Annotated in this window: 14 protein-coding genes and 1 riboswitch; of the genes, 8 read left to right on the top strand and 6 right to left on the bottom strand. The window is 70.8% G+C overall.

What is annotated here, in order from left to right; translation table 11 throughout:
* Positions 1-120 precede the first annotated feature (120 nt).
* Positions 121-1,131 carry an LLM class F420-dependent oxidoreductase gene (locus ACOKM3_RS28530; RefSeq protein ID WP_426903877.1) on the top strand — a complete coding sequence of 337 codons (1,011 nt, stop codon included), beginning with the start codon at positions 121-123 and terminating at the stop codon, positions 1,129-1,131.
* Here the strand turns inward: ACOKM3_RS28530 and ACOKM3_RS28525 are convergent.
* Positions 1,128-1,691, bottom strand: coding sequence for a hypothetical protein (locus tag ACOKM3_RS28525; RefSeq protein ID WP_426903876.1), 564 nt, complete (start codon positions 1,689-1,691; stop codon positions 1,128-1,130). The two genes, ACOKM3_RS28530 and ACOKM3_RS28525, sit on opposite strands and share 4 nt — an antisense overlap.
* A 117-nt stretch (positions 1,692-1,808) precedes the next feature.
* On the opposite strand from ACOKM3_RS28525, the gene ACOKM3_RS28520 reads away from it, so the two are divergent.
* Positions 1,809-2,105 (top strand): hypothetical protein, encoded by a 297-nt coding sequence (locus ACOKM3_RS28520; protein WP_426903875.1) that lies wholly within the window; start codon positions 1,809-1,811, stop codon positions 2,103-2,105.
* On the opposite strand, the gene ACOKM3_RS28515 is transcribed toward ACOKM3_RS28520, so the two are convergent.
* The 3 genes from ACOKM3_RS28515 to ACOKM3_RS28505 are packed head-to-tail and all read right to left on the bottom strand — an operon-like array spanning position 2,102 to position 5,246.
* Positions 2,102-3,187 carry a prenyltransferase gene (locus ACOKM3_RS28515; protein WP_426903874.1) on the bottom strand — a complete coding sequence of 362 codons (1,086 nt, stop codon included), beginning with the start codon at positions 3,185-3,187 and terminating at the stop codon, positions 2,102-2,104. The two genes, ACOKM3_RS28520 and ACOKM3_RS28515, sit on opposite strands and share 4 nt — an antisense overlap.
* A complete protein-coding gene (locus ACOKM3_RS28510) occupies positions 3,184-3,924 on the bottom strand; it encodes a class I SAM-dependent methyltransferase (RefSeq protein WP_327663571.1) in 741 nt (246 codons plus the stop codon). Before ACOKM3_RS28510 ends, ACOKM3_RS28515 begins: the two co-directional genes overlap by 4 nt.
* Entirely contained in the window at positions 3,918-5,246 is a 1,329-nt protein-coding gene (locus ACOKM3_RS28505) for a glycosyltransferase family 4 protein (RefSeq protein ID WP_426903873.1), read from the bottom strand. The genes ACOKM3_RS28510 and ACOKM3_RS28505 overlap by 7 nt, the downstream gene beginning before the upstream one ends.
* A gap of 177 nt (positions 5,247-5,423) precedes the next feature.
* On the opposite strand from ACOKM3_RS28505, the gene ACOKM3_RS28500 reads away from it, so the two are divergent.
* Positions 5,424-6,056, top strand: a complete 633-nt coding sequence (locus tag ACOKM3_RS28500) for a TetR family transcriptional regulator (RefSeq protein WP_426903872.1) — start codon at positions 5,424-5,426, stop codon at positions 6,054-6,056.
* A 106-nt stretch (positions 6,057-6,162) separates the two neighbouring features.
* Here ACOKM3_RS28500 and ACOKM3_RS28495 read toward each other — a convergent pair whose 3' ends face one another.
* Both ACOKM3_RS28495 and ACOKM3_RS28490 read right to left on the bottom strand, forming a co-directional pair.
* Positions 6,163-6,396, bottom strand: a complete 234-nt coding sequence (locus tag ACOKM3_RS28495) for a ferredoxin (protein WP_426903871.1) — start codon at positions 6,394-6,396, stop codon at positions 6,163-6,165.
* Between the two features lie 2 nt (positions 6,397-6,398).
* Positions 6,399-7,865: an aldehyde dehydrogenase gene (locus ACOKM3_RS28490; RefSeq protein ID WP_426903870.1), complete on the bottom strand. Its 1,467-nt coding sequence runs from the start codon at positions 7,863-7,865 to the stop codon at positions 6,399-6,401.
* Positions 7,866-8,070: 205 nt separating this feature from the next.
* On the opposite strand from ACOKM3_RS28490, the gene ACOKM3_RS28485 reads away from it, so the two are divergent.
* The 5 genes from ACOKM3_RS28485 to ACOKM3_RS28465 all read left to right on the top strand — a co-directional run bounded on the left by ACOKM3_RS28485 (position 8,071) and on the right by ACOKM3_RS28465 (position 13,155).
* Positions 8,071-9,138 (top strand): MBL fold metallo-hydrolase, encoded by a 1,068-nt coding sequence (locus tag ACOKM3_RS28485; RefSeq protein WP_426903869.1) that lies wholly within the window; start codon positions 8,071-8,073, stop codon positions 9,136-9,138.
* 166 nt (positions 9,139-9,304) lie between these two features.
* Positions 9,305-9,550 carry a hypothetical protein gene (locus ACOKM3_RS28480; protein ID WP_426903868.1) on the top strand — a complete coding sequence of 82 codons (246 nt, stop codon included), beginning with the start codon at positions 9,305-9,307 and terminating at the stop codon, positions 9,548-9,550.
* A 14-nt stretch (positions 9,551-9,564) separates the two neighbouring features.
* Positions 9,565-10,728 carry a flotillin family protein gene (locus tag ACOKM3_RS28475; RefSeq protein ID WP_426903867.1) on the top strand — a complete coding sequence of 388 codons (1,164 nt, stop codon included), beginning with the start codon at positions 9,565-9,567 and terminating at the stop codon, positions 10,726-10,728.
* A 335-nt stretch (positions 10,729-11,063) separates the two neighbouring features.
* A riboswitch (adenosylcobalamin-variant (AdoCbl-variant) riboswitch) is annotated at positions 11,064-11,139 on the top strand.
* Positions 11,140-11,242: 103 nt separating this feature from the next.
* On the top strand, positions 11,243-12,463 hold the full coding sequence (locus ACOKM3_RS28470; protein WP_426903866.1) for a prenyltransferase/squalene oxidase repeat-containing protein: 1,221 nt from the start codon (positions 11,243-11,245) through the stop codon (positions 12,461-12,463).
* A gap of 62 nt (positions 12,464-12,525) precedes the next feature.
* On the top strand, positions 12,526-13,155 hold the full coding sequence (locus tag ACOKM3_RS28465; RefSeq protein ID WP_426906918.1) for an SCO2322 family protein: 630 nt from the start codon (positions 12,526-12,528) through the stop codon (positions 13,153-13,155).
* The last annotated feature ends 2 nt before the right edge of the window (positions 13,156-13,157 follow it).

Raw genomic sequence — 13,157 nt, 5'->3', positions numbered from 1 at the left:
GGCCCATGGCACGTGAGGCCCCTCGCCCGTCTTCCGGGTGGGGGGCCTTTCGCGTACAGTCGCGCACCGAAAGCCTGAACTGATGGGGCATCAGATATGGCCTCGGACATGGGGGTGCACATGCGGCTCGGAATCGCACTCGGCTACTGGGGTCGCGGGCCGAACCCCGATCATCTGCAACTCGTGCGCGACGCCGAGGAGTTGGGCTACGACTCGGTGTGGACGGCGGAGTCCTGGGGCAGTGACGCGTTCACCCCGCTCACCTGGTTCGCCGCGCACACCTCGCGGATCAGGCTCGGCACGGCGATCGCGCAGATGGCCGCCCGCTCCCCCACCACGACCGCGATGCACGCGCTCACCCTGGACCACCTGTCGGGCGGCCGGATGATGCTGGGCATGGGGCTCTCCGGGCCGCAGGTCGTGGAGGGCTGGTACGGGCGCCCGTTCCCCCGCTCCCCGCTGACGGCCACCCGTGAGTACGTGGACGTGGTGCGGCAGGTGCTGCGGCGCGAGGGGCCCGTCGAGGTCGACGGGCGGTTCCACTCGCATCCGTACCGGGGCGAGGACGGCACCGGGCTCGGCAAGGCCCTCAAGCCGATCACGCACCCCCTGCGTCCCGATCTGCCGATCCTGCTCGGCGCGGAGGGGCCGAAGAACATCGCGCAGACCACGCGGATCGCGGACGGCTGGCTGCCGCTGTACTGGTCGCCGACGCGGACGGACGTGTACGAGGCGTCGCTCACCGACCTGCCGGAGGCCTTCACCATCGCGCCCATGGCCCGCGCGAAGGTCTGTGACGACGTCGCCGAGGGGCTGCTCCCGGTGAAGGCGATGCTCGGCTTCTATATCGGCGGCATGGGGCACGCGACCCGCAACTTCCACGCCGATCTCATGGCGCGCATGGGGTACGAGGCCGAGGCCCGGCACATCCAGGAGCTGTTCGCCGAGGGGCGCAGGGAGGAGGCGGTGCTCGCCGTCCCGGACGCGTTCGCCGACGAGATCTCGCTCGTCGGGCCGCGTGAACGGATCGCGGAGCGGCTGGAGTTGTGGCGCAAGGGCCCGGTGACGGACCTGCTGGTCCTGTCCCCGGACCCGCACACGCTGCGCGTACTGGCGGAGCTGAACTCCTAGGAGTTCTTCGTGAGTTGCGAGGCCGACGGGACCTTGTTCGTCACTTCGGCGCCCGCACTCTTGCCCGCGTCCTTGACGCCGCCGATGACCTCGTTGAAGGAGGAGGTCACGTCGCCGAGGCCCTCGCCCTTGCGGAGCTTGGTCGACAGGCCCTTCAGCGACGCGATGCCGGCCGACAGCGGCCCGACCGCCTTCGACAGCGTCGGGTCGCCCTTGGCGTTCTTCACCGCGGCGTTCAGCCTGTTGTACGTGAACGCGCCCGCGAGGCCCGCCTTGACGAGCGCGAACTTCCGGCCGTCCGCTCCGGCCTTGAACTTGCCCGCGCGGTACGGCTTCACGATCCACTGATACGTGGCCCCCGCCGCGAGCCCCGCGTTCGCCGCGAACCTGGTCTTGGCGAACTTCTGCTTCTCGGCCTTCGTGGTGGCGCTGGCCGACGCCTTGGTCGCGGACGCCGAGTCGCTGTCGGAGCCGCACGCGGTCGCGCCCGCGAGCAGCGCGCCGCACAGCAGCAGGGCCGTGAGCAGGCGTCGCAGGGGAAGAGAGGAACGGGTTACCACCGACTACCTCCGTGGCTGGAGTGACACTCGTGGCAGCGTCACCCGGCCGCTGCGTGTGCGCCACTTGAGGAAGCCCGTACGGGTTTCATCGGGGTCGGCGGGGCAACCCGGAGGAACATGTCTGCGAATCGGCATTACCGAGGGACCAACGAGGCCGCCCGGACCGTGGCGATCGTCGCCGATGCACTGGCCCTGATCCTGGGCCTGTGGATCCTGATGTACCTACTGGACGCCAACCGCGGCAACGACCTGGTCCAGGTCGTCCACGACGCGTCCGCATGGCTGGCCGCCTGGTCCCATGACCTCTTCACGTTCGACGCGGACTGGGCCCGCGTCGTCGCCGGATACGGCCTCGCCGCCGTCGTCTACCTCTTCGTCGGCCACGCGATCGCCAACCGACTGCGCCGGTACTAGGGCCTGTCGGCCGGGCAGCAGTCCGGCTCGACGCCGGTCGGGAGGAGCTGGCCGCCGAACACGGAGCACGTGGCCTCGTCGCCGCCGAGGGCCGCCACCGCGAGCAGTACGGAGCCCGCGGTCCACGTGGTCAGTTCCTCCGGCCAGATGGCCTTGTCGTCGAACACGTAGCCCGTCCAGTACAGGCCGGTCTTCGGGTCGCGCAGGTGCTGGATGTCCTGGAGGATCTCGAGCGCCCAGTCGGACTCGCCCACCGCCCAGAGCGCGAGGGCGAGTTCGGCGCTCTCGCCGCCGGTCACCCACGGGTTGGGGACCACGCAGCGCACGCCGAGGCCGGGGACGACGAACGTGTCCCAGTCGGCCTGGATGCGGGCCTTCGCCTCGGCTCCGCGCAGGGCGCCGCCGAGGACCGGGTAGTACCAGTCCATCGAGTAGCGGCCCTTGTCGAGGAACCGCTCGGGGTGGCTGCGGATGGCGTGGCCGAGCGCGCCGAGCGCCAACTCCCAGTCGGGCTGCGGCTCTTCGCGCTGTTCGGCGATGGCGAGCGCGCAGCGCAGGGCGTGGTGGATGGACGAACTGCCGGTGAGGAGCGCGTCGTTGACCGGCGCGCCGTCGGGCTCGCGCTTCCAGCCGATCTGGCCGCCGGGCTGCTGGAGGCGGAGCACGAACTCCGTCGCCGCGCACACGGCCGGCCACATGCGGTCGAGGAAGGCGTCGTCACCGGTGGACAGATAGTGGTGCCAGACGCCCACGGCGATGTACGCGACGAAGTTGGACTCGCGGCCGCGGTCCGTCACGTCGTCCGGGTCGCCGTCGCGGTAGGCGGCGAACCAGGAGCCGTCCTCGCCCTGGTGCCGGGCCAGCCACTCATAGGCGCGCTCGGCGGCCTCGTGCTCGCCCGCGACGTCGAGCGCCATCGCGGCCTCGGTGTGGTCCCACGGGTCGAGGTGGTGCCCGCGGAACCACGGGATGGCCCCGTCCGCGCGCTGCACGGCGAGTATCCCGGCGACGGTCTGCGCGGCCTGATCAGCCGTCAGCACACCGGGGAGTACGAGGAGTTCGGTCCGCTCCGGGCTGCTCACTCAGCGGCCCCGTCGGCCTTCGGCAGGTGCGGCTTCGTGGCGTACGCGACGAAGCTCTTGCCGACGACGGGGTTGAGGAGGCCCTCGGCGACCCGGGTGAGCGCCGGCTTCTTCATGATGTCCCAGACCAGGAGCTTGTGGTACGCCTTCACCGGCAGCGCCTTGTCGTTGTCGACGCCGAACGCGCACTTGAGCCACCAGTACGGCGCGTGCAGCGCGTGCGCGTGGTGCGTGCCGTACGGCTTGAGACCCGCCTCGCGCATCTTGCCGAGGAGTTCGTCGGCCTTGTAGATGCGGATGTGGCCGCCCTCGACCTCGTGGTACTCGTCGGAGAGCGCCCAGCACACCTTCTCGGGGCCGTAGCGCGGCACGGTGACCGCGATCCGGCCGCCCGGCTTCAGCACGCGCACCATCTCGGCGAGCACCCCCTTGTCGTCGGGGATGTGCTCCATCACCTCACTGATGATGACGACGTCGAACGACTCGTCGGGGAAGGGGAGTTGGAGCGCGTCCCCCTCCATGGCCGTCGCCGTGGCGCCCGCGGGGGCCTCGCCGGCCTCCTTCATCGCGGCGAACCACTTGGCGACCTCGGCGATCTCGTCCTTGTTCTGATCGAGGGCGACGACCTGCGCCCCGCGCCGGTAGCACTCGAACGCGTGCCGTCCGGCCCCGCACCCGAGATCGAGGACGCGGTCGCCCGCGGCGAGCGGGAAACGGGTGAAGTCGACGGTCAGCACGTGGCCCTGCTTTCCTGGGGGGTTTCGGTGACAACTTCGTTGCGTATGGGGCGAGTCGACCGGGGAGCGGTCTCCATCGCCTCGCGGTAGAGCTCTGCGGTGCCCTGCGCGGCGCGCGCCCACGTGAAGCGTTCCAGGACGCGGGCGCGGCCCGCCGCGCCGAGCCGGGCGCGCAGTTCACGGTCGCCGAGCAGCCGGGCGAGGGACTCGGCGAGCGCGCCCGGGTCGGCGGTCGGCACGGCGAGGCAGGTCTCGCCGTCGGGACCCGCGACCTCGGGGATCGCGCCGCCGGTGGTGGCGACGAGCGGGGTGCCGGTGGCCATGGCCTCGGCGGCGGGCAGCGAGAAACCCTCGTAGAGGGAGGGCACACAGGCGACCTGCGCCGAGCGCACGAGGTCGACGAGCTCCTGGTCGCTGATGCCCTTGACGAACTCGACGGCGCCTTCGAGCCCGTACCGCGCGATGGCCCCGGCGACCGGGCCTTCCTCGGGCCGCTTTCCGACCACGACCAGATGCGCGTCCGGCTGCTCGGCCCGCACCTTGGCGAGCGCCTCGACGAGGTACACAAGCCCCTTGAGCGGTACGTCGGCGCTGGAGGTCGTCACGATCCGGCCCGGCACCTCCGCCACGGCCGGATTCGGCGAGAACAGGTCGGTGTCGGCGCCGATGTGCACGACGTTGATCCGCCCCGGGCGTACGCCCAGGTGCTCGACGATCTCGTCGCGGGACGTGCCGGAGACGGTGACCACGGACGGCAGCCGGCGCGCGACGCGCTTCTGCATGCGCGTGAAGGAGTACCAGCGGCGCTTGGACATCCGCTGCTGCCAGTTCTCGGCGGCGTCCAGCTCCAGCTGCCGGTCCACGGTGATGGGGTGGTGGATGGTGGTGACGAGCGGGCCGCCGATGTCCCCCAACAGCCCGTACCCGAGCGTCTGATTGTCGTGCACGACGTCGAACTCGCCGCGTCTTGCCCGCAGATGACGGCGGGCGCGCAGCGAGAACGTCAGCGGCTCAGGAAAGCCGCCGGTCCACATGGTTCCGACTTCAAGAGCGTCGACCCAGTCGCGGTACTCGGCGAGCTTGGGTGTACGAAAGGGGTCGGGGCTGCGGTACAGATCGAGGCTCGGCAGCTCGGTCAGCGAGAGCCCCGCCAGGTCCTCACCCTCGTCGAGCACGGGGTACGGCTGGGAGCCGATGACCTCCACGCGGTGCCCGAGCCGGACCAGCTCCCGCGAGAGGTGCCGGACATACACGCCCTGACCACCACAGAACGGGTTGCCTTTGTACGTGAGGAGAGCGATACGCAAGGACTCCGCGGTCACTCCAGGCCACCCTTCTTCCTGCTTGCCCGTGGACACTACGTGGGGACGCTAATCTAGAACAAGTTTCAGACTTGATCGTTCAAGAGCATCGAATCTACCGGCTGGTAGCCGGGCCGTAAGAGGTGGATCGGGTGATTCACGCCACGGCAGGCTCCACGGGACACGGAAAGCTTTCTGATGACAGCTCCGGACGCGAGAACCACCACCCGCACGACCCCCGCGCTCACCGAGCGTCAGGAGGCCAGGCGCCGTCGCATCCTGCACGCGAGCGCGCAGCTCGCGGCGCGCGGTGGCTTCGACGCGGTGCAGATGCGGGAGGTCGCCGAATCGTCCCAGGTCGCGCTCGGCACGCTGTACCGCTACTTCCCGAGCAAGGTGCACCTCCTGGTCGCGACGATGCAGGACCAGCTCCAGCACATGCACACCACCGTCCGTAAGCGGCCGCCGTCCGGCGACTCCCCCGCGGAGCGGGTGGCCGAGACGCTGATGCGGGCCTTCCGCGCGTTGCAGCGGGAGCCGCATCTCGCGGATGCGATGGTGCGGGCGCTGACCTTCGCGGACCGGAGCGTGAGCCCTGCGGTGGACCAGGTGTCGCGGCAGACCACGGCCATCATTCTCGACGCGATGGAGCTCGACGACCCGACCCCGGAGCAGTTGTCCGCGGTGCGGGTCATCGAGCACACGTGGCACTCCGCGCTCATCACGTGGCTCTCCGGCCGCGCCTCCATCGCCCAGGTCAAAATCGACATCGAGATGGTGTGCCGCCTCATCGACACGACCGGGCCCAAATCCAGCCCCGCCGGCGATTGAGGCGCGGGGTCCGGGGCAGAGCCCCGATCTTTTCAGCCCCTGCGGCGATTGAGCAGCGGGGTCCGGGGCAGAGCCCCGAGACCTCAGCCACGGTGCGGGCCGCGCGTCAATCCTCCGGAGGAAAAACGACCTCACCCGTATCCGCCAGCGCCAGCGTGATCGCCTCGACGGGGCAGCCCTCCGCCGCCGCGAGGATCTTCTCGTTGGCGTCGGCCTCCGGGTCGACCGGGTGCGACTGCCGCGCGCTGTCGAGGCGGAACCCGTCCGGCGCGGTGTTCACACACATCGCCGAGCCGATGCACACGCTCCGGTCGACCTCCACATGCCACCGGTCACCCATGCTCAGCTCGCCTCCGGCTCGTACCCCGCGGGCAGGTGGATCATCTTGTGCTCGAAGTACTCCCCGTACCCCTCGGGCCCGAACTCCCGCCCCAGGCCGGAGTTCTTGTAGCCGCCGAAGGGCCCGAGCATGTCGAGGCTGAACGTGTTCACGCTGTACGTACCCGTACGCACCTGCCGCGCGATGTCGACGCCGTGCGCGGTGTCGGCGGTCCACACGCTGCCGCTGAGGCCGTAGTCCGAGTCGTTGGCGATCTTGATGGCCTCGGCCTCGTCCCCGTACGGGAGCAGGCAGATGACCGGGCCGAAGATCTCCTCGCGGGCGATCCGCATGGAGTTGTCGACGTCGCCGAAGAGGGTCGGCTCCACGTACCAGCCCTGCTCGAAGCCCTTCGGGACCCCGCCGCCGGTGAGGATCTTGGCGCCTTCGTCCTGGCCGATGCGGATGTAGTCGAGGGAGCGCTGCTGCTGGCGCTTGGCGACGAGCGGGCCGAGTTCGGTCGCCGGGTCGAGCGGGTCGCCGACCTTCAACGCCGACGCCGCCGTGGAGAACGCGTCGGCGAACTCGTCGTAGCGTGAACGCGGTACGAGGATCCGGGTCTGCGCCACGCACGCCTGGCCGTTGATCATCCAGGCGAACGGGACGATGCCGGAGACGGCGGCGCCCGCGTCGGCGTCCTCCAGGACGACGGCCGCGGACTTGCCGCCGAGTTCGAGGGTGACGCGGGTGAGGTTGCGCGAGGCGACCTCCATGACGCGCTTGCCCGCGGCGACGGACCCGGTGAAGGAGACCTTGTCGACGCCGGGGTGCCCGACCAGGTACTCGCTGACCTCGCGGTCGGCGGGGAGGATGGAGAGCACGCCCTCCGGGAGCCCGGCCTCGGTGGCTATCTCGGCCAGCAGATACGCGTCGAGGGGCGTCTCCGGCGAGGTCTTCAGGATCACGGGGTTGCCGGCGAGCAGCGCGGGCGCGAGCTTCGCGGCGGCGGTGAACTGCGGGACGTTCCACGGCACGATGGCCGCGACGACGCCCACCGGCTCGCGTCGCACGAGGAGCTTGCCGAGGGCGCCGTCGCGGGTCTCCTCGTACGTGAAGTTGCGGGCGACGTTGATCGCGGAGTCCCAGACCATCATCGCGGCGAGCGCCTGCACCATGACGCCCGAGGTGTACGGGGTGCCGTTCTCGCTGCTGATGACGCGGGCGATCTCCTCGTGCCGGACCGCGAACGCGTCCTTGATCTTCGTGATGATCTCGATGCGCTCGTCGAGGCTCATCCGCGGCCAGGGGCCGTCCTCGAAGGCGCGGCGGGCGACGGCCACGGCGCGGTCGACATCGGCGGGCGCGGCGTGCGGCACCCGGCCGAAGACCTCGCCGGTGTGCGGCGAGACGACCTCGATGACGTCCTTGCCGAGCGGGTCGGTCAACTCCCCGCCTATGAACAGCTGTCCGTACTCCAAGAGCTCGGTCATGGCTGGCATCCTCCCGGCACGGCTTTTCTGACGGTGTTTCAGAACTGATACCAGTTCTAGTTGCGATCCGGAAGGGTGGTGCACGGGCCGCGACCACCCGCTGAGACGCTCTCGCGGATACGGTTCGCCGGGGCGACCATTGAAACGAGTTCTACAAGTTCCCGTACAGTGACCGCAGTTCGGCTGGAGCGGCGGAGGGTGTCCGATGGCAGAGGCGACAGAGGCGACGCAGGTGACCGACCACAGCGGGGGCGTGCACAGCATCCGCGTTCCGATCCCCGACAACCCGCTCGGCTACACCCTCGTCTACCTGGTCGACACCGACGCGGGCCCGGTCCTGATCGACACGGGCTGGGACGACCCGACGTCCTGGGACTCCCTGTCCACCGGCCTGACCGCGTGCGGCACGAGCGTCGGCGAACTCACCGGTGTCCTGATCACCCATCACCACCCGGACCACCACGGCCTGTCGGAGAAGGTGCGGGAGGCGTCCGGTGCCTGGATCGCGATGCACGAGGCGGACGTGGCGGTGGTCCGGCGCACCCGGGAGAACAAGCCGGAGCGCTGGTACGCCTACATGGTGCGGAAGTTGGTCGCGGCCGGTGCGCCCGAGGAGCACATCGCCCCGCTGATCGCGGCCCGCGACTCCGGAAAGCAGCGCCAACTACCGGGCTTCGCCCCCGCGTTGCCCGACCGCACCATCACCCCCGGCGACCTCCTCGACCTGCCGGGCCGCAGGCTGCGCGCGATCTGGACGCCGGGCCACACCCCGGGGCACGTCTGCCTGCACCTGGAGGAGGAGCACCCCGCGGGCCGCGCGGGCAACGGCCGCCTCTTCTCCGGCGACCACGTGCTGCCCGGCATCACCCCGCACATCGGCCTGTACGAGGACCCCGACGACGCCACCGTCACCGACCCGCTCGGCGACTATCTCGACTCGCTCGAACGAGTGGGACGGCTCGACCCGGCGGAGGTCCTCCCGGCGCACCAGCACCCGTTCACCGACGCCCCGGCGCGCGTGGCCGAACTGCTGGACCACCACGAGGACCGCCTGACCGGCCTCCTCACCCTCCTCTCCTCCCCCCTCACCCCATGGCAGCTCGCCGAACGCATGGAGTGGAACCGCCCGTGGGCCCAAATCCCGTACGGGTCACGGACGATCGCGGTGTCGGAGGCGGAGGCGCACTTGCGCCGCCTGCAGAAGTCGGGCCGGGTGGAACAGGTCTCGGGCAGCGACCCGGTGACGTATCAGTCAAGCCCCTGCGGCGATTGAGCAGCGGGGCCCGGGGCAGAGCCCCGCGACCGCAACACCGGTGCCGCGCAACAAGTTCCCGCCCCGGAGGATCTTTGCCGCGCCCTGATGGAAGGCCCGCCCCCGCAGGCGTATGTTCTGGCCACAAGAGCTCGCACGAGCTGGAACGACAAGGGGGCGCCCGCCGATGACGCCGGACGAGGCAGTGGTCGGCCAAACGGGGAAGCTGGTCCTCGGCACGCGTGGGGCCGGTGGTCCGGGTGAGGTGTTGGTGCAGGTCAGGGGCGGGACCGAGACCTTTCTCGCGTACTCGGACGAGCCCCTGGAGCGGGGCGCCACCGTGCTCGTGATCGAGTCCCGCGGATGCCGGCAGGTCGTGGTCATGGCCTGGTCCGACCCACTTCTCCCCGGCGGCGAGGGCGACGCCCGCTAAGGAGACGTACAGGCATGTTCGGATATCGCGTTCCCGCGCCCGACGAGGCGATGCTGATCTCGGGCGGCAGGCGGGGACTTGGGGGAGCGCCGTTCCGCGTCGTCACGGGGCACGGGAAGTTCGTGCTCCCCGTGTTCCGCAAGACCCGCTTCCTGTCGCTCGCGATGAGCGAGGCGGAAGTCGTCGAGAAGTGTGTGACCAAGCAGGGCATCGCCCTGACCGTGCGCGCCGTGATCGCCTTCAAGGTCGGCAACGACCACGAGTCGATCGTCAACGCCGGTCAGCGCTTCCTCTCCGACCAGGACCAGATGTCGGTCCTCACCGGGCGCATCTTCGCCGGTCATCTGCGCTCGATCATCGGCTCGATGACGGTCGAGGAGATCGTGACCGAGCGGCAGAAGCTCGCCACGGAGGTCCTCGACACGTCGAAGGCCGAGATGGCGAAGATCGGGCTGCACGTCGACTCGCTGCAGATCCAGTCCATCGACGACGGCCAGACCGGGTACATCGAGGCGATGTCGCGCCCGCACAAGGCGGCCATCCAGCGGCAGGCGCAGATCGCCCAGGCGCAGGCCACGCAGGCGTCCGCCGAGGCGGAGCAGGCGGCTGCCCGTAAGCAGGCCGAGTACGCGCGGGAGACCGCGGTCGTGCAGGCCGAGTACAACGCGCAGGTCGACCGGGCCAAGGCGCAGGCCGAGCAGGCGGGCCCGCTCGCGCTCGCGCACGCCCAGCAGGAGGTCCTCGCGGCGCAGACGGAACTTGCCATGAAGCAGGCCGAGTTGCGGGAGAAGCAGCTGATCTCGGAGGTCGTGAAGCCGGCGCAGGCCGACGCGGAGCGCATCCGCGTGCTGGCCCTCGCCGAGGCCGAGCGGATGAAGATCCAGGCGGAGGCGGCGGCGTCGTACGACCGGGTCGCCCTCGACCGCATGCTCATCGACCAGCTGCCGCAGATCGTGAAGGAGGCGTCGGCGGGGCTCGCCGGAGCGAACGTCAACGTCCTGAACGGGGCGGACGGCCTGGGCGAGATCGCGGCGGGCCTGGTCGGCCAGGGCCTCACCATCCTCGACTCGGTCCGCAAGAACCTCTCCGGTGAGGGTGCGGACGGGTTCGGCTCGGCGGTCGAGCCCTACGTAGGCGCTCCGCGCGGCAGCGACGACGGCCCGGTCGACGTCCGCTGACCACCGGCACCGGCGTTACGGCCTCGGGGCTCCGCCCCGGCCCCCGCGCCTCAATCGCCGGCGGGGCTGAATTTGCCCACCCGCCGCAGGGCTCGACAGGCCCATCGCCGGCGGGGCTTGATCGGTCTTTCGCCGGCGGGGCTTGATCTATCAAGCCCCTGCGGCAATTGAGCAGCGGGGTCCGGGGCAGAGCCCCGAGGCCGTCACGCCGGTGCGGCATTTCCAGCCCCGCCGGCGTTTGAGGCGCGAGGTCCGGGGCGGAGCCCCGCGCGGGTGGCCGGGGCGGAGTCCGGGGGCCGGGGCCACCCCGCCGGGTACAGTAAAGACGTCGTCAGTACGTACGTACGAGGGGAAGCCGGTGCAAATCCGGCGCTGACCCGCAGCCGTGACAGCCGGAATGCCTCATACGTACGCGCTCGGCTCAGGACCGTCGAGGAATACGGAGCCGGAGCCGCCCGGTACCTCCGTGTGCCGCGCCGCCCCGCTCCCCGCAGGGAGAGGCACCCGCCCCACCATGAACATTCGCCGCAGCGCCGCGCTCGTCGCCGCGACCGTCGCCATCGGCGCCATGGGCGCGCAGGCCGCGAGCGCGGACAGTGCCTCCCCCTCGCCGAAGACGGCCGTCCCGTCGGGCCTCTACGGCAAGAGCGACCCCACGTACGACGGCGTCTGGCGGCAGTCCCTGGCGCTGGTCGCGCAGGACACCGTGGGCGTCAAGCCCGCCAAGAAGGCCGTGGACTGGCTGGCCGGGCAGCAGTGCGAGAACGGCGGCTTCGCCGCCTTCCGCGCCGAGCCCACCAAGCCCTGCGACGCCAAAACCAAGATCGACAGCAACGCCACCGCGGCCGCCGTCCAGGCCCTCGCCGCGGTCGGCGGCCGTGACGGCGAGGTCGCCAAGGGCGTCGACCGGCTGAAGAAGACCCAGAACGCCGACGGCGGCTGGGGCTACAGCCAGGGCATGGACAGCGACGCGAACTCCACGTCCGTCGCCATCGGCGCCCTCGCCGCGGCCGGTGAGAAGCCGTCCGAGGTGAAGTCGGGCAAGGGCAAGACCGGCACCGACGCCCTCGCGTCCCTCGCCCTCCCCTGCGCCAAGGGCAAGGACGGCGGCGCCCTCGCCTACCAGCCGGACAAGAAGGGCGAGCTCGCCGCGAACGCCGACGCCACCGCCGCCGGTGTGCTCGGCGCCCTCGGCACCGGCTTCGCACCCGGCAAGGGCACGGCCCCGGACGCGTACACCTGCGAGGACGGCAAGAGCGCGAAGGACATCGCGCACAACGGCGCCGTCTACCTCCAGAACCAGCTCGACACCCACCTCTACCTGAAGTCCCAGCTGGCCGGCGCCACGGACCAGCCCGACTACGGCAACACCGCCGACGCGGTCACCGCCGTCGCAGCCGCGGAGGGCGTCAAGGCCACGAAGGACTCGTACACCTGGCTGGAGAAGAACGCGAAGGGCTGGGCCGCGCAGACCGGACCCGCCGCCTACGCCGAGCTGATCTTCGCGGCGCACGCCACCGGCAACGACCCCCGCGACTTCGGCGGCACGGACCTGGTGAGCGCGCTCAACAAGACCGGCCCGGAGCCCGCCTCCACGAAGTCGTCCGCTTCGGACTCGGACGAGACGAAGGACGACGGTGGCAGCGGCGCCAACTGGTGGATCATCGGCGTGATGTTCATCGCGGCCGTGGGCGCCGGTTTCCTGCTCAGCGGCCGCAAGAAGCAGCAGCAGTGACCGCGCGCAGGTCGGCCGGGCTCGGCGGGCTCGTCATCGCGACTCTCGTGGCGCTCCTCGCCATGACCGTCGCCCCGGCGCAGGCCGCCGGGTACCGGTACTGGTCGTTCTGGGAGCGGGACGGTGGCTCTCAGAAGGCTTCCCAGAACGCATGGACGTACGCGACGGCGGGCCCCTCGCAGAGCAAGCCGGACGACGGTGACGTGCAGGGCTTCCGGTTCGCGGTGAGCGCGGACTCGAAGGACGCGAAGCAGCCGCGCGGCACGGCGTCCTTCGGTGACATCTGCGCCGATACGCCCGCCAAGGACGGCAAGAAGCGGATCGCGCTCGTCATCGACTTCGGCACGGCGGCCGACGCCCCCTCCGGCGAGACCCCGCCGAAGCCGCGCACCGCGTGCGCGCAGGTCGCCGATGACGCGACGAGCGCCGACGCACTCGCCGCCGTCGCGAAGCCGCTGCGCTACGACAGCAGCGCGATGCTGTGCGCGATCTCCGACTACCCGAAGTCGGGCTGCGGCGAGCAGGTGTCCAAGGAGACGCCCGACAAGACGCCCTCGACCCCCTCCGCGAAGGACTCCGCCTCGCAGACCGACGACGACGGCGGCCCCTCCGTCGGACTCATCGCCGGCATCGCCGTGGTCGTCGTGCTCGGCGTCGCGGCCGGCGTGCAGGCCCGACGCCGCCGCCTCTGACG

Source organism: Streptomyces nidicola, from assembly GCF_050106155.1.
Taxonomy (GTDB): Bacteria; Actinomycetota; Actinomycetes; order Streptomycetales; family Streptomycetaceae; genus Streptomyces.
Note: the sequence above shows the minus strand (reverse complement) of the source record. Positions and strands in the feature narration are given on the sequence as shown.